The 15792-nt window shown below is 57.9% G+C and carries 17 protein-coding genes and 2 pseudogenes; 7 read left to right on the forward strand and 12 right to left on the reverse strand.

Going from position 1 to position 15792, the window contains the following annotated elements; translation table 11 throughout:
* The first annotated feature begins 245 nt into the window (after positions 1-245).
* Positions 246-902, forward strand: coding sequence for a fructose-6-phosphate aldolase (gene fsa, locus LPU83_RS66055; RefSeq protein WP_024315994.1), 657 nt, complete (start codon positions 246-248; stop codon positions 900-902).
* Between the two features lie 1413 nt (positions 903-2315).
* Here the strand turns inward: fsa and LPU83_RS66065 are convergent.
* The 3 genes from LPU83_RS66065 to LPU83_RS66075 all read right to left on the reverse strand — a co-directional run bounded on the left by LPU83_RS66065 (position 2316) and on the right by LPU83_RS66075 (position 5103).
* On the reverse strand, positions 2316-2915 hold the full coding sequence (locus LPU83_RS66065; RefSeq protein ID WP_024315997.1) for an HAD family hydrolase: 600 nt from the start codon (positions 2913-2915) through the stop codon (positions 2316-2318).
* A 204-nt stretch (positions 2916-3119) separates the two neighbouring features.
* Complete coding sequence (locus tag LPU83_RS66070; protein ID WP_024315998.1) at positions 3120-3317, reverse strand: hypothetical protein; 198 nt, start codon at positions 3315-3317, stop codon at positions 3120-3122.
* Positions 3318-4167: 850 nt separating this feature from the next.
* A complete protein-coding gene (locus LPU83_RS66075; RefSeq protein ID WP_040680904.1) occupies positions 4168-5103 on the reverse strand; it encodes a LysR family transcriptional regulator in 936 nt (311 codons plus the stop codon).
* A 96-nt stretch (positions 5104-5199) separates the two neighbouring features.
* Here LPU83_RS66075 and LPU83_RS66080 point away from each other — a divergent pair, with 96 nt between their 5' ends.
* The 3 genes from LPU83_RS66080 to LPU83_RS66090 are packed head-to-tail and all read left to right on the forward strand — an operon-like array spanning position 5200 to position 7206.
* The gene (locus LPU83_RS66080; protein ID WP_024316000.1) at positions 5200-5991 is read left to right on the forward strand and encodes an SDR family NAD(P)-dependent oxidoreductase; all 792 of its coding nucleotides are present in this window, start codon (positions 5200-5202) and stop codon (positions 5989-5991) included.
* A 13-nt stretch (positions 5992-6004) separates the two neighbouring features.
* On the forward strand, positions 6005-6307 hold the full coding sequence (locus LPU83_RS66085; protein ID WP_024316001.1) for a putative quinol monooxygenase: 303 nt from the start codon (positions 6005-6007) through the stop codon (positions 6305-6307).
* 56 nt (positions 6308-6363) lie between these two features.
* Positions 6364-7206, forward strand: coding sequence for a type 1 glutamine amidotransferase domain-containing protein (locus tag LPU83_RS66090; RefSeq protein ID WP_024316002.1), 843 nt, complete (start codon positions 6364-6366; stop codon positions 7204-7206).
* 139 nt (positions 7207-7345) lie between these two features.
* Here the strand turns inward: LPU83_RS66090 and LPU83_RS66095 are convergent.
* The 6 genes and pseudogenes from LPU83_RS66095 to LPU83_RS66120 form a co-directional block, all read right to left on the reverse strand.
* Positions 7346-8096 (reverse strand): annotated as a pseudogene (locus LPU83_RS66095) (IS6 family transposase).
* A 180-nt stretch (positions 8097-8276) separates the two neighbouring features.
* Entirely contained in the window at positions 8277-9281 is a 1005-nt protein-coding gene (locus LPU83_RS66100) for a LacI family DNA-binding transcriptional regulator (RefSeq protein WP_024316003.1), read from the reverse strand.
* A gap of 78 nt (positions 9282-9359) precedes the next feature.
* Positions 9360-10460, reverse strand: coding sequence for an ABC transporter ATP-binding protein (locus LPU83_RS66105; protein WP_024316004.1), 1101 nt, complete (start codon positions 10458-10460; stop codon positions 9360-9362).
* A 35-nt stretch (positions 10461-10495) separates the two neighbouring features.
* Entirely contained in the window at positions 10496-11359 is an 864-nt protein-coding gene (locus tag LPU83_RS66110; RefSeq protein WP_024316005.1) for a carbohydrate ABC transporter permease, read from the reverse strand.
* Positions 11352-12278: a carbohydrate ABC transporter permease gene (locus LPU83_RS66115; RefSeq protein WP_024316006.1), complete on the reverse strand. Its 927-nt coding sequence runs from the start codon at positions 12276-12278 to the stop codon at positions 11352-11354. Before LPU83_RS66115 ends, LPU83_RS66110 begins: the two co-directional genes overlap by 8 nt.
* A gap of 112 nt (positions 12279-12390) precedes the next feature.
* Positions 12391-13689: an ABC transporter substrate-binding protein gene (locus LPU83_RS66120; protein WP_024316007.1), complete on the reverse strand. Its 1299-nt coding sequence runs from the start codon at positions 13687-13689 to the stop codon at positions 12391-12393.
* Positions 13690-13915: 226 nt separating this feature from the next.
* Here LPU83_RS66120 and LPU83_RS66125 point away from each other — a divergent pair.
* Positions 13916-14220: pseudogene (locus LPU83_RS66125) on the forward strand (tripartite tricarboxylate transporter substrate-binding protein); the annotation flags it as partial.
* Here LPU83_RS66125 and LPU83_RS76080 read toward each other — a convergent pair.
* Positions 14111-14578: a nucleotidyl transferase AbiEii/AbiGii toxin family protein gene (locus tag LPU83_RS76080; RefSeq protein ID WP_245272555.1), complete on the reverse strand. Its 468-nt coding sequence runs from the start codon at positions 14576-14578 to the stop codon at positions 14111-14113. The pseudogene LPU83_RS66125 and the gene LPU83_RS76080 sit on opposite strands and share 110 nt — an antisense overlap.
* A gap of 64 nt (positions 14579-14642) precedes the next feature.
* Here LPU83_RS76080 and LPU83_RS76085 point away from each other — a divergent pair, with 64 nt between their 5' ends.
* Complete coding sequence (locus tag LPU83_RS76085) at positions 14643-14867, forward strand: hypothetical protein (RefSeq protein WP_024316010.1); 225 nt, start codon at positions 14643-14645, stop codon at positions 14865-14867.
* Here the strand turns inward: LPU83_RS76085 and LPU83_RS66135 are convergent.
* Positions 14833-15159 carry a hypothetical protein gene (locus LPU83_RS66135; RefSeq protein WP_225039972.1) on the reverse strand — a complete coding sequence of 109 codons (327 nt, stop codon included), beginning with the start codon at positions 15157-15159 and terminating at the stop codon, positions 14833-14835. The two genes, LPU83_RS76085 and LPU83_RS66135, sit on opposite strands and share 35 nt — an antisense overlap.
* A gap of 69 nt (positions 15160-15228) precedes the next feature.
* Between LPU83_RS66135 and LPU83_RS66140 the strand changes: the two genes are divergently transcribed.
* Complete coding sequence (locus LPU83_RS66140) at positions 15229-15630, forward strand: DUF4143 domain-containing protein (protein ID WP_258579701.1); 402 nt, start codon at positions 15229-15231, stop codon at positions 15628-15630.
* 12 nt (positions 15631-15642) lie between these two features.
* Here the strand turns inward: LPU83_RS66140 and LPU83_RS75230 are convergent, their stop codons facing one another.
* Entirely contained in the window at positions 15643-15771 is a 129-nt protein-coding gene (locus tag LPU83_RS75230) for a hypothetical protein (protein ID WP_258579700.1), read from the reverse strand.
* Between the last annotated feature and the right edge of the window lie 21 nt (positions 15772-15792).

Genomic DNA, 15792 nt, shown 5'->3' on the forward strand with positions numbered 1-15792 from the left:
TTATCGATGCGCCCGCAAGATCCCCCTGAAAACAGCGGCATCGGTGTGTCTCTCGTCGCGAGCCGTCGCTCTCATAGGTTCGTTTCATCCTCAGAGATTTTTCGCTCACCGGCGTCCGTCCTCTGCTGCTCTATATTCAACGACATATGGCGCGCTCAGGGCTGCGACAATTTAGCCGTCTTGAACCAACCAATCAAAAGAAACGCGTCGCCATCCTTTGAGGCGATTTCCTAAGGAGAGAAACAATGAAGTTCTTTGTGGATACAGCCGACATCGCCGAAATCCGGGAGCTTGCAGCTGCAGGAGTTATCGACGGAGTGACCACAAACCCCTCGCTGATCGCAAAGACCGGCCGACCGATCCGCGACGTGATCAAGGAGATTTGCGATGCGATCGAGGGTCCCGTCTCGGCAGAGGTCACCGCAATCGAATTCGACCGCATGCTTGTCGAGGGAGAGCGATTGGCCAGCATTGCGGCTAATGTGGCCGTCAAGGTGCCATCCACCTGGGATGGATTCAGGGCTTGCCGGGCACTCAGCGAGCGCGGGCTGAAGGTCAATGTCACCCTCTGCTTTTCAGCCAATCAGGCATTGCTCGCGGCCAAAGCCGGTGCGGCCTATATCTCGCCCTTCGTCGGCAGGCTGGACGATCTCGGCCTGGATGGTATGGAAGTCGTCCGAGAAATCCGGGCGATTTCCAACAACGATCCATCCTTCAACACGGAAATCCTCGCATCCTCAATTCGCACGCCTCTGCACGTCAAGCAGGCCGCGATGGCAGGTGCCGATATTGCGACCGTACCACCGGGGGTGCTCCGAAATCTTGCCAAACACCCGCTCACCGACAAAGGATTGGCGTCCTTCCTCGCCGACTGGGGCAAGACGGGGCAAGAGATTGTTTAGACTTGCTGACGCCGTTTGAATGGAGCAATCGAGCAGTAAAATTGCACACAACAAGCGATTAGATTCGTTTGCTTAATCATCTCAAGTGCAACAGACTGCCGACTGATCACATGCTGGCGACCCGTAGAACTCGCCCTTCGCCCCCAGAGGCCGACACCATTTCGATAGTCAAGGAGTGAATGGCTCCTGACGCACGCCACACCTCGCCTGATCTGGCGTGAGGCTCGAACCTGCCCATCTTCCCGACGGCAGCAAACTGATCGGCCGGCGCAGCAGCGAAAGAAAAGGAGCTGAACTATGTCAACGTTGTCCTCGCCCAATCTCGGTTCTGGTATGAACCCAATTGCGCCCGCTTGGCACTACTCAAGATTAATTAGGTTCATCGACGAGATTGCCAACCATGAGCCCGAGAAGTCATCTACCTCAGTTGATATCTTCTCGAACGATGGCAACGAGTGGTACTGCCAGGTTTGCCGGGGCGGACAAAAGACGCAGCCAATGGGTCCTTACACCAAACGACAGGCAGAGCGGATTCAAGACGTACGCAGGACTCGAATTGCAGCAAAGGGCACCGCCTGGCTCGTCTTTGAGAAAACCGGAGAGGACGATGATCACGAAACGCGGGAGGGGGGTGTGCAGTAAGGATCAAGCTGATGCTACGTCCCGCAATTTGCCATGAACGTAACAAGCTAAAGAGACGGCTCATGCTGATAGTGCCCGAGCGCAGTCTCTTCCACCCGTGAGGGAGCGAATAAATGTCCGCGTTGTCCGAAGTCAAGATGCTGCTGTTCCAAGAGCGGACGCGGTTTGGCTGTAAAAGACCCGGATCATCCTCTCTCGACGAATTCAGAGCTTGAATTGATCCAGTTAATTTGCCGGAGCTGATGCGCTCCGAGGAGTAATGCCATGACCACGCCGCTTCTGTGTTACCTAACGACCAATGACCATGCGATCCTCAGAGAAATTCTTGATCAGGATCCTCGCGACAAGGCCTACAGCCGATTGCTCAGAAGGAAGCTGTCGCAGGCTGAGATTTACTCCCCGAGGAATGTTCCCGGTGATGTCGTGACGATAAACAGTCGCGTGACCTTCTGCGTAGATGCAGGTGCTCCAAGAACGGCCAATGTGGTCCGGAATGAGAGCCTTGACTTTCCTATCTACACGGTCTCGGTAAGATCGCTCATGGGATTGGGGCTTCTCGGCATGAGAACGGGTGGGACGATTGTCGTGGAAACGGAAAGGGGCGGCTCACAAAAGTTAAATGTGATAAGGCTCGATAGCCAAGCTCCTGCGCCCCATCAGCGGGACGATCGGAGGTGCGAAACTTCCGTTTCCTGGACTCGGGCACGTGTGCACCAATGATGACGGAAGCCGCGCATCCGTGCCACTAGGCACGACCGCGATACGGCGACATCATCGATCCGTGCCTGCAGCTCGATGCGGCCACCGAGCCATGCCGGCGCAAGAGCTGCGAGCGGGGTGACGGCATATCAGTATTGCCCGACTTTCTAGTGGCAGAGCATGTTCAATCGCGACCCCAAGCGCGTCGGCCGCCGCGAGAAACAGATCTGGATCCGGTTTCGCGTACTTCACCTGGTCCCGGGTAATCACGGGGAGCGATGCTGGTTCGACGCCCAACGCCGCGATATTGACTGCAGCGGTCTCCATGCGACCGCTCGTCGCAATTGCGAAGGGAATTTTCTCCTTGGAAAGCCATTGAAGGAGTTCGCTTGCACCCGGGAGTGGCCGTATCTGTCCGCCCAGCCGACGATAGGCGGATGCATGCAGTTGCCGTAACTGTTCACTTTTTTCATCGGTAATCTCGATACCGGTTTCGCGAAGCAGCTGATTGGTAAACAGGCCGCCGCTCATGCCGATCTTTCTATGGATACGCCAGATTGAAAGATCGATATTTTCCGCATCCAGTGCCTCTTTCCAAGCCAGTACATGTTGGTACACGCTATCCACCAGCGTGCCGTCGAGATCGAAAAGGAACGCGTGTTCTATGCGCATTGTTTTATTCCCTCGCTGCTGTGTCGCTGTTCATCGTCAAGGGGGCGACCGCCGGAACATGCTCAATGAGTTTCGAGCAGCCCTCCTTGGCCGCGAGATAGCAAGATGGTTGAACTTGGCTATACGGCAAGCGCAGAGCTGCCCGGCGACATCGCGTAATTTAAACGGCATCCCAGCGTTCGGCAGTGACCACGCCTGACCAAGTTAATCTTCCCGCTCAGGCGCATGAGGCAGAAACCTATTGAGGGTATCGACAAGATCGAGACAGGTCCCCTGATCCAGCCTCCTGAGGACAATTCCGGAGCTGACGACGGCGATATCACCGGTCTCCGGATCGGTAATCGACCAGGTACCGTCATCTTCGAGCTTGGGTGCGTACTGCGGGATTTTCGGAAGTACCATCCTCATTTCTCCTTTGGCTCGCCGGAGGTGTCCACCTTGTAGTCGTCGCGTTGGCCGGTTCCCTCTTTCCAGCGGAGTAGGTCATAGATCCACGATCACCCACGGCGCCCGAACCAAGACGGTCTCGTTTCCTATGCCGCCTCGGCCCACGCCCGTGAATTGCGGACCGACCGTTCTATCAATCTCCAGCTCGCCAGCCGCGTCGATATCGTCGACGTAGGCCCCCTTGCGTCGGGCCGTGATCAGCGATGGTTGTCGGCGCCATAGCCGATCTTTTTAACGGCGATTTCGCCGCCGTCAGCAGGCCCGGCTGCCTTTCAACGGTAGAATGGTATTTTCGCCGATCGGAAGAACATTCAGAAACGCACCGAGGGGTTCGACAAAGAACGCAGCTGCTGCCTCCAAATGCCGAGCCGTCACGCCGACATAGTCTATACCGCGAATCGATGCACCTAATCGTCCTGTCGGCTTAAGCTATCTCTGCTGAAGCAAATCAGAAGCGACTGATCGATGGAGCCTTCGGGTTCAAGGCATTCGCTATGTCCACGGCGCTGCCATGGTCGAGCCTGCCAAGGACGTTACCATTCAGGTGTGCCGTCTTTCCCGTATGCATGTCGAAGACAGACCAACGGTCCCCTTGAACCTGTCGTGCTGTATACCGAGGATTAATCGGAAATCGCATCTACTTCTCCTCTTCGGTTCGGTCGATGTTGCACCGCAGCAAAGATAGAGGAATTGACAACGGGCCACCAGTCCATTGATCGCATAGCTGCTATTCAAGCGACGGCACGACCTCTGGAGGAACAAAGGCGGTCCAATCGGCCGATCACGTCATGCTTCTTCTCTTGCGTCATTTTTCCGAGTGCGGCGTCGAGCCATTCAGCAATGGCGATTGGCCTAACACCAAAACCATATGTTCAATGAAAGCACGGACGCGGTGTGGCAACGGACCGCCGCCGACGTAAACCGCATGAACCAGTTCCAGATCGCCTGGATTATGCTCTTCGAGCAGTGGAATGAGCCGTCCGGCCGCAATTTCGTCTGCCACATGAAAGAGGCCCAGGCGGGCAATGCCAGCGCCTGCCAGCGCCATTTGCTTCATTGTCTCGCCGTTGTTCACGGCGATGCTGCCCTTGACCGGTTGTGCGATGTCCCGCCCCTCAAAACGAAAGGGCCAGGACGGTCTTGCGCGCCGGAAATTGAAGGTGAGGCAGTCGTGATGCTCAAGATCTCCCGGCGTTTGCGGCGAGCCCCGGCGCGCCAGATAGTCCGGCGACGCGCACACCACGCGCCGGCTCTGACCCAGCCTGCGGGCGATCAGGCCGCTGTCTGGGAGATTACCCATGCGGATGGCGACGTCGGTCTTCTCCGCGACCAGATCGACGATGCCGTCGGTGAAACTAAGATCGACGATCAGATAGGGATTGCGCACTATGAACTCCGGCATGGCCGGCGCGACGAACATCGTCCCGAATGGAATTGTTGTGTTGATCCGCAGCCGTCCCCTAACAGCCCCTCCCGCGGCCTCCTGGTCGGCATCATTCAAATCCTGAAGAATCTTCAGTGCCGCATGATGATAAGCTTCGCCTTCCTCCGTAAGCGTCAGAGCGCGGGTTGTTCGCACCAGAAGGCGCGTGCCGAGCCTGGCTTCAAGGCGAGCGATTAGTTTACTGACGGCGGATGGGGTCAGATCGAGGTTGCGCGCCGCCGCTGAAAAACCTCCGTCTTGGACAACGCGCGCAAAAACCTCCATTTCGCCGGATCGCTCCATCAGAACACGCGGCATTGATGATCCTCATTCACAGGTGCATGTCTTCCGTAGGCAATAGTTCGCCTGCGTCGTAGATCATAAATTGTCTTCAGCAACAACTGGAGACAACACATGGATTTGCAACTTGCAGGTAAGACCGCCTTGGTCACGGGTGCCACGGCTGGCATCGGCCTCGAAATCGCACGCACGCTCGCGGCTGAAGGTGCACGCGTCATCATTACGGGCCGCGATCGCACGAAGCTCGACAACGCCATCAGTTCAGTCAAGGCTTCAGACGAATCCAACGTCAGCGGCATTCTGGCAGACGCCGCCAAAGCCGAAGGCGCCGCACTCATCGCCAAGGCCGAGCCTTTGGTCGATATCCTCGTCAACAATCTCGGCATCTATGAGAGTAAGGCCTTCGGGGACATCACAGACGCCGATTGGAGCCATCTGTTTGACGTCAACGTCATGAGCGGCGTTCGCCTGTCGCGGGCGTATCTGCCTGGCATGCTGGAGCGCAACTGGGGTCGTATTGTCTTCATCTCCAGCGAGTCCGGCCTCGCCATTCCGCAGGACATGATCCACTACGCGACGACGAAAACGGCGCAGCTTTCGATCTCACGCGGATTGGCGCAACTGACCCGGGGTACCAATGTGACTGTCAATGCGGTGCTGCCGGGACCGACCCGCTCCGAAGGCATCGAAGGCTTCCTGCGCAGCCAGGCGAGCGACCCGTCCGCGCCCATCACGCAGATCGAGGCGGAGTTCTTCGCCACTGCGCGCTCGGCTTCGATCCTCCAGCGCATGGTTGAAGCGGAGGAGGTGGCAAACCTCGTCGCCTACCTCGCCAGCCCCCGTTCATCCGCCACCAATGGCGCCGCTCTGCGTGCCGAAGGCGGCCTCGTCAACACCATCGCCTGAGAAAGGTTTTCCTATGTCAAACGGCCCCCTCACGATCATCGCCATCACCACCGCCAAGCCGGGCAAGGAGGCAGCCCTCGGCGCCGCCCAGGAAAAGCTCGTCACCGAGACGTTGGCCGAAGACGGTTGCCTTCGCTACGAACTGCACCAGTCGCTCGATGACGGCCGCGTCCGCATCTTCGTCGAGACCTGGCAAAGCGAGGTGCAGTGGCGCGCCCATATGGAAGGCACCGCCATGCAGCGTTTTCAGGCAAGCGGCGTCGGCGACTATTTCGCCGATTTCGCCCTGCATCGCCTGACGAAAGTGGCCGGCTGATCAAACTGCATGCCCTCGTTTCCCAGACAGACATTCATCCATTCGGAGATAAACCCATGAAGCTTCTGCGCAGTCTTGCCATCACCCTTGCTCTCGGTGCCAGCGCCGCGAGCGCTCATGCCGGGAACGTGCTTATCGTCCTGTCCGATTCCGACCATCTCGACCTGAAAGACGGCAAAGTGTTCGAGACCGGCTTCTACCTCAATGAGCTCATGCAGCCCGTCAAAGCCCTGCTCGATGCCGGCCATGAAATCACCTTCGCCACGCCGAAGGGAACAGCGCCTTCGGTCGACAAGACGTCCATCGACAAGATGTATTTCGGGGGCGACGAAGCCGCGATGAACGACAGCGAGAAGCAACTGGCGGAGCTCGGTCTGCTGTCCAGCGAGAAGTCGCCGGTCGTTAGCCTCGCTCGCGTCGAGCAAATCGGCTACGACGATTTCGATGCCGTCTATGTTCCGGGTGGCTACGCGCCAATGCAGGATCTGCTGGTAAGTTCAGAACTCGGAAGCCTGCTCACGTATTTCCACGAGAAAGGCAAGATAACCGCTCTTGCCTGCCACGGCCCAATCGCGCTGCTGTCGACGATGGCCGATGCAAAAGGCTTTGTCGGTCAATTCGAGACGACGGGAACGGCAAAAGCCAACGCCGGCTGGATTTATGCCGGCTACAAATTCACCGTCTTCAGCAATCGGGAAGAGGAAATGGCGAAGGGGCTGCTGAACGGCGGCGAGATGAAGTTCTATCCGCAAGACGCGCTCACAACGGCAGGGGGCGAATTCAGTCAGGCCGAGGCTCCTTTCGACGTACACGTCGTCGTGGATCGTGAGCTGATCACCGGTCAGAACCCCGCGTCTGCTCCGGCCGTGGCTCAGGAGTTGTTAAGCCGACTGAAATAATTCTCGTACGCGGTCAGTCACGGGCTAAACCGCCGGATCATAAAGGGAGTGATATCTAACGGCGCGCTGTCTGTTCGGCTCACCCGAGGGCGATGTCACGTTGTTTCATCAACGCCCGGACAGGGCTTTTTGTCTGACCTCAGACTGTTGCGCCGGCCACGGCATTCCACTGCGCCATCGCGCGGATCCGATGAATGTGGATGGCGAGGGCTGAGCGTTTCTGGTGCGGCGGGACGAAGAGATTTCGGACTGCCGAAAAGACTGAGATGAAACATTGCAAGCCGCCGGCAGATCGAAATCCCTGCATCATTCGTTCTCGTTTTCGAAGTGGCCGTGAGAATTCTCCGCGCGATTGTTCAGCCCCTTGTGCGAGCGATGTCCGACAGCCGACATCACGTCGCGTCTTGCCGCTCCATATGAGCGCAGCTTGTCGGTGACGATCCGCTTCGGCGCCAAGCCTTGCTTCTTCAGCAGCCTGACCAGCAATCGCTTGGCAGCCTTGGTATCGCGCCGCGCCTGGACGATCTCGTCGAGAACGTAACCGTCCTGGTCAACGGCACGCCAAAGCCAATGTTTGCGGCCGCCGATGGAAATCACGACCTCGTCCAGATGCCAGATATCCTTTCGCGACGGCTTCTTTCTGCGCAACTGCTTCGCGTAAGCCGCGCCGAATTTGCGGCCGCATCGCCGTATCGTTTCGTAGGACACGACAATGCCACGCTCCAACAGCATTTCCTCGACCAGCCGCAGGCTCAAAGGGAACCGGAAGTACAGCCAGACCGCACGGGCGATAATCTGCGGTGGAAAGCGGTGGTTCTTGTAGCTGATGGTCGGTTCGCTCATCCCCGCCAAATTATCCGCCAACCTTTAAGCCACAGACAACGTGACATCACCCAACGGCTACCTATAGGTCAAAGAGCGGCTACAGTAGGCCTCCTCGAAGATTTGCTTGCATCGCAACTCGATCTGAGGATTTTCCTCCATGTACAGCCGGAAACTCTTGGACCGTGGACTAGGTGTCCACGTTCTGCCGGCAATATGTTTCCGTCCGGCAGGCGACGTTCGTGACATCAGCGATTTGCCGATCCGCACGAGTTGCGAACGATAAGGCTTGTTTTGACCCTCACTGTCTTCGGCGCCTTGCCCGGATCCTTTATCCGGTCGAGCAGGAGCTTGGCCGACCTACGGCCGAGTTCGATACAGGGTTGAGCGATGACAGTCAGGCGCGGTTCGAAGCAATCGGCCCATTCGAAATCGTCAAATCCAACGAGTGCGATATCGTCCGGAACATGTTTGCCAAGCGATTTCAGTCCTCGCATAATGCCGATCGTCGTCATGTTGTTGCCGGCAACGAGTGCTGTCGGACATACCGCACGGCTCATCATCTCAATCGTGGCTCTTGCCGCGCTGTCCACATCGTTCGAACCCGGCGCGACAGTGCATTCGCTAGCTTGCAATTTCGCGCGGCGCACGGCGTTCACGAAACCATCGATGCGCTCCGAGGTCGTGGCGAAACCGGTGTGCCCCGGGATCATGCCAATCCGGGTATGGCCCAGCTCAACGAGATGCTCGACCAAAACCTCCATCGATTTGGCATTCTGCACGCCGACCTGATCGAATTTCGTGGAAGCCAGCCGGTCGACGAGAACGGTCGGGATGCCATGATCTTCGAGATAGCGAAGCGCGCCAGATCCGTCCGTCGAGCAGGGCGCGATGATAATCCCGTCGACGCGCAACTGGTGCAGCGCCTGAACGACCTCCAGCTCCTTTTCGGGTGTGTCATGCGTATCGGCGAGGAAAACGGTCATGCCGCAGGCGGCGCATTCGCTTTCCACGGCACGGATGATATCGGCAAAGTAGGGATTTGATATCGCTGATATGGCGATGCCGACGCTGTTGCTCGATGAGCGGGCCAACGCGCGGGCAAGCGTGTTGGGGGTATATCCGGTGCGCGCAACAGCATCACGCACCGCTTGTTCCGTTTCCGGCTTGACAAATCGCGTCCCATTGATGACGTGGGATACGGTGGATTGCGAAACTCCGGCAATCCTTGCAACATCGGCAATCGTGGCCATTTACCTTGCTTCTCAGTCAAATCGTGTTTCTAAACACCTCGTCTATCGAGTCGGCGCGGCCTCGACCAGACAAGCCCGTCATCTATCCAACGCTACATTATTCCCCGAATCGGGGTCGAAGAAATGGGCGTGAGCCATATCGAACGCGAAGATGCGCTCCTCGCCCTGCCTTGCGGTTTCCTCCGGCCCCACTCTGGCAATGACCCGGCAGGCCCCGTGCGTGATGTCGAGAAGCGTCTCCGAGCCCAGAAACTGGCACACCTCGATCTTGAAGCTCGTTGCTCCCGTGCGTGTGTCTCCAGCGGCCAGCAGCCTGATATGTTCCGGCCGGAGCCCGAGAGTGACGGAGCGAAGGCCGGACTTCGCCAGTTCGACTTGCCGGTGTTGCGGAACCGAAATGCGGATGTCATTCTTCGCATCCACCAGTTCGGCGGGCGAGGCGACGTCGAGATCGACGAAATTCATCGACGGTGAGCCGATAAAGCCGGCGACGAAGCGGTTTGCCGGGCGGCGGTACACCTCCATCGGCGCCGCTGCCTGCTGGATCGTGCCGCCGTTCATCACCACGATGCGGGAGCCCATCGTCATGGCTTCCGACTGATCATGCGTGACGTAGACGGTGGTGATCCCCAGTTCCTGATGCATCTTGCTGAGAAAGCTTCGGGCTTCGACACGCAGTTTTGCGTCCAGATTGGACAGGGGCTCATCCATCAAAAAGACGCCGGGCCGGCGCACCAGCGCACGACCGAGCGCCACTCGCTGGCGCTGTCCGCCGGAAAGTTCCCGCGGGAACCGGTCGAGATAGCTCTCCAGCTTCAGTCTTTTCGATACGACCGCCACCAGTTGATCGGCTTCTGCGGTCGGCACACGGCGGGTCTTCAGGCCGAAGCTGATATTGTCGCGGACATTCATATGCGGAAACAGCGCATAGGACTGGAAGACCATCGAGATGTTGCGGTCCTTCGGCGGCAGATGTGTGACATCGACGCCGCCGATCATCAACCGCCCGGCGGAAATGGATTCCAGGCCGGCGATCATCTGCAGCGTGGTGGACTTGCCGCAACCGGACGGGCCGACAAGCACTGTGAATTCGCCGTCCGGAATGGTCAGGTCCAGGCTTGGAATGATAGTATGGGCGCCGTATCTTTTTTCGATGTGGGTGAGAGAAACTTCAGCCATGTGAATGCAATTTCCTTATGCTGGAATAACGTTGCTCAACCCTTGACGGCGCCGGCGAAATTGCCCGAGGCAATCTTGCGGTAGGTCAGGATGAACAGGACGATGATGGGAAGCTGGGAGATGACGAGGCCGGCGGCCGGCAGGTTGAACACGGCCATGTAGCGATCGCTGTTCAGCTTCAGCATGCCGACCGTGACCGGAAAATTCTGCTCGGAATTCAAAAGCACCAGGCCGAAGACGAACTCCTTCCAGATAGCGATGAAATTCAGCGTGAAGCCCACGACGATGCCCGGTAGGGACAGCGGCAGGATGATCTTGTAGAACACTTGGAAATCGGTCGCCCCTTCGACATAGGCCGCCTTCTCGATTTCCCGCGGGATGCTGGTCATGAAACCGCGCAGGATAAGAATCTGGGCCGGCATGCCATAGGCGGCATGAACGATGATCAAGCCGATCTTGGTGTCGAGCAGATGCAGCGTGCGCAGCGTGTCGTAGAGCGGGATGAGCACGGTCTGCTGCGGCAGCATGAGACCGGTCAGGATCAGCCCGAAGATGAACGTCTTGCCGGGCACCTCCATGCGCGACAGGGCGAAGGCCGGAACCAGCGCCAGGAGAACCGCCAGCGCCGAACCGGCGGTCGCATAGAGGAAGCTGTTGGCGAGCAGGCCGCTGAAACCCAGCGAATTCCAGACATCGATATAGGGCTGGAAGGTAGGGTGCGACGGAATGGAAAAGGGACCTGCGAGAAAGTCCTGGTTCGACTTGATCGAGGTAATCAGCACCAGCACGATCGGGCCGGACCAGACGGCAAGGAGGACAGCAAGCAGGGTATAGCCGAGAAACCGTGCCGTGAAGCGGAAGAGATCGCGCCGATGTACCAGAACGAGCGTGTCAGACATCGAAGGCTCCCTTCATCAGCTTCTTCAGGATGATCAGGGCCATCAGCGCAGAGACGGCGAGGATCGCCACGGAGATGGCGGCGCCGTAGCCGAAGCGCGTGTTCCAGAAGCTTTCGAGATAGACGATGTAACCGAGGACATTGGTATAGCCGAAGGGCGCACCCTTGGTCATGACGGCGACTAGGTCGAAGGCGCGCAGCGATTCAAACAGCGTCAGCATCACGACGACGGCGGTGACGGGCCGCAATTGCGGAATAGCCACCTTGGTCAACATCCGCCAGTGTCCTGCCCCTTCGATGCGGGCGGCATCGAATGTCTCCTTCGGCACATCGCCGAGACCGGCATAATAGAAGATCATCGGCATACCGGTAAAAGCCCAGCCGGACACGATCGCCAGCGTATAGATCGCGACCTTGTAGTTTCCGAACCATTCCGTCACCAGGAAGCCGAGTCCGACGGAACGCAGAACGGTATCGAAAGCGCCGAACAGCGGGTTGAGGATCAGCAGAAACATCAGGCCGACGGAGATCAGCGACATCGTCACAGGAAAGAAGATGATGGTCCGCACCAGGGCCGGCGCAGGCAGGATCCTGTTGCGCAGCGCATAGGCGATCAGCAGGCCGGCGAGAACGGGGAATGCGAGAGTAACGGCCAGCCATTTGAAATTGTTGATCAGCGCAATCTGGAAATGGCTGTCGCCGATCATGTGCCGGTAGTTTTCCAACCCGACGAAGGTTTTATCAGGTGTCATGCCGTTCCATTCGAACAGGCTGAGATAGATGGTGAACAGGATCGGATAGCCGACGAAAACGGCAAAGACTGCAAGGGGCGTGACAATGCCGAAAATCGTCACGAATGTGTGCTCACGCGCAAAGGCAAAAAATCCCGGACTTTCACCGGATCTGTGTGATGTGCTCATGGACGAGTATCCGTTTCTGCTGGATCGGAAGACCGTGGGCATAATACCCACGGTCGCGGCCGGTCATGGCTGGGAAGGGCGCCATCGCGGCCGTCTAAGCGACCACTAGTCTTCAGAGCTTGCCGCGGGTGCGTACGGCTTCGTCCTCTGTCTGCTGCATGGCATCCTCAGGCGTGATCGCACCGGCAAGCACGCCCTGCAGGCTGTCGAGGAACCTGTCGGAGATTGCAGGCGGCGTGGCATGGTCCACATGCATGAAGGTGAACTGGCCGGCGCTGGCCATTTCCTTGCCCAGGCGCTGTTCCATCTCCGAAAGGCTCGAAAGATCGCCCTGCGTCGAGGAGGGGTAAGGCTTGTCGATCGCAAGCTTTTCGGTCATCGCCGGCTTCGAGATCATCCAGTCGACGAATTCGGCGGCCTCGTCCTTATGCGGGCTCTTGGCATGGATCATGATGGTGTCCTCGGCAAAGACGGACATCACGGGTTTCTTGCCGTCGATGGAGGGCATCGGGAAGAAGTCCATCGGCACGACGCAGCATTTGGCCTGATCGCCGCGGAAGCGTCCGAGGTTGAACGAACCCTGATACCAGTGCAGCGCCTTGCCCTGCGACCACGGCACCATGGCCGGACCGACGTCGATCGAATTGAAAGACGGCTCGAACATGTCGTTCTTCGCCAGGTCGGCCATGATCTTGGTGGTTTCGACGGCACGGGGATCGGTCCACGGGATCGTGTTGTTCACGAGGCCCTGATAGGTGTCGAGCCCGAACTTGTTGACTAGAATGGCCGACCACATGAACTGCGACGGCCATTTTTTCTGGTTCGCCAGCAGGAACGGCCACAGGCCCGCCTTCTTGCCTGCTTCCGCATTGGCCATCAGTTCGTCCCATGTGGTCGGAACCTTCAGGCCGAGTTTCTCGTAGAGGTCCTTGCGATACCAGACGACGGATGCGCCGATTTCGGTGGGAACAAAGTATTTCTTGTCGCCGAAGGTCGCCAATGACACGGACGCCGGCACCAGGAACTTGTCCCAGCCGTATTTTTGATAATAGGTCGTCAGATCGGCAGCAAAACCGTTCTTGATGACTTCCAGCGCGCGGCCGCCTTCCCAGGAATAGAAAACATCCGGCGGATTGCTCGAGGCCAGCTCGATTGTCTGCTTGGTCTTGTAAGTCTCGCCGTCGACGCTCGCTCCGGTCACATGGATGCGGTCACCGTTCTTTTTGTTCCATTCGTCGATGAGCCAGTTTGCGTAGATCTCCGACGAAGGCCACGGGGCGCGATAGAAGTATCGCAATTCGACAGGACCGGCGGCAAAGGCGGGGACTGCGAGACCCGCAACACTCGACAATAGGGCAGCCGCTACCGCACAGCGCGCAATCGCGCGCCGCGAAAACAATGTCATTCTCATTTTATTTTCCTCCAAGGCCCGGAATCGCGACAGTTTGCGCGCGCAGGGCACGTCCTCACTTCGCCACCTCTCCACAGCGGCGTATCAGCCATGCCGTTCACAAGCTGAATCCGCCGCAATTTTCGACGGTTCAGGTGGCTGAGCAGGAGCTGATATTGAGAGGCTAGTACGAAAAAAGCGCTTGCGCAAGCGCTTTCCTCGAAGATCGCCCCACAATTGGGAGACTATCACCACCACGGAGCGCGCGCCGTCCTTCCCCCCGATGTGCAAACGGTTGCCGAGACCGTTCCGGGCTACGAAACCTATACCTGGAACGCGCTGTTTGCTCCCGCCGGCACCCCGGCAGACGTCGTTGCTCGTCTGAACCTGGCGGCCAACAAGGCGCTCGCCGATCCAGGCGTCAGCAAGCGCATGGCCGAATTCAGTGCCGTTGTCGTGGGTTCGACGCCCGAGCAGCTCGGCGCACATGTAAAGGCGCAGATCGCCAAGTGGACCCCTGTCGTGCGCGACGCCAAGATTGAACTCGAATAGGCACTGCCAAATCTCTGACGAACGTTGTCGTGCGGATGGAGCCAGCGGGACCGATCGTCGCGGTCCGTTCATAAGCGCTTTCGTAGAAAGCGAATATCTCGGGGTCGGAAAGGCCGAACGCCGGATTATTGGCGATATCCGGATTGTCGAGCTTCGGAAAGCGCCGGGCCTTATGGGTGAGATAGGCTTCCGTGCCGATGAACGCTTGCACGTCCGGTTGGTACAGCAGGCAGTAGACATCGTAATAGTGCCGGAGGAAATTGGCGGGGAACTGTCCGGTTTCCTGCTGCTTGCGATATTTCGTGGAAATGGTCTGGAGCTTTTCCACCAAGGTATAGCCGGGTTCGTAGCAGGGCACGGCCAGCGCGCGATTGTCGATCAACTCGACGCGCGATGACGCAAAATCGTAAGCCCAGGAACTGATGTCGGTTGATGATCCGGTTCCTTTGGAGAGCGATGTGCCCTTTCAGCTCGAAAGCCGTGCCCAGCTGCTGCAGGCCATAAAGGCAGTGCATGATCCAATAGTCCTTCTCGACCAGCACGGGTTGCACCTTAATCTCCTCGGCGACGATGCGCAGCAGGGACGCGAAATCCTTTTGGTTATGCAGGAAATCAACCGGCATGCGTATCTGCTGCGAGTCCGTTGAAGAACTTCCGTGTGCGCACCATACGGTATTCCTTGGCGGCACGGTTGAGGACGCTGCGGTTGCCTTGTAGCGCACGCTCCTTCACGCGGGCCAGTACCTGTTCACGGTCGTCCTCGGCCAGATGGTCGAGATTATTGACTAGGTCGACCAGCAAAAACTCCTTGGTCAGGGTTTTGGGGAACGCCGGTTTCTTGCGGAACTCGAACTCTCGCCCGCCAAGCGTGAAGTTGCCGTGGCGCTTATGGTTGTAAACGACCGTCTTGATATAGAGCTGCGTCGCTCCGACACCCAAACTGTGATAGGCATTGGGCGAAGTGACGAGATAGCGGTCGTCTTTTAGGAAAGCCTCGACGAGGGCGTTATCTTCGGCCGGGGCCTTCCCGAACGCCGTCAGGGGGAAGATGATCTTGAAACGCTAAGACGTGACAGAACTAGGTTTGGCGCACTTCTGGAAAGTTTCGTTGTTTCCGAGCTTTTGAAACTCGCCTCTTGGTCGGAGCGGCGTTTTTCCTTCTCGCATTATTGCACCAAGGACCAGGATGAGGTTGATCTTGTCATCGAAGACCGTCGCGGCCGGATCATCGGAATTGACGTTAAGGCGTCAGCGACGGTCAAATCAGAGGATTTCAAGGGATTGAGGCAGTTGCAAGAGGCAGTCGGAGATCGTTTTGTTCGAGGTCTGGTGCTTCACAATCATGATCGTGTCACTCCCTTCGGAGAGAAACTGCACGCGGCCCCGCTGTCCATTCTTTGGTCGATGTAAGAGCATAACTCGTCAGGTGGCGCCCACGCTTATGTCAAACCGTTCGACAGAAACGGCCTCGCAGTCGTGTCCATCCTGGTTGAGCCGGCTCTGCGAACGGCGGGTCATTCCGTCGACGTGATCGCGGGTAACGTAGATCATTGCCACTCCAAGCTCGGCATG

The sequence above is a fragment of the Rhizobium favelukesii genome, from assembly GCF_000577275.2.
Lineage (GTDB): Bacteria > Pseudomonadota > Alphaproteobacteria > Rhizobiales > Rhizobiaceae > Rhizobium > Rhizobium favelukesii.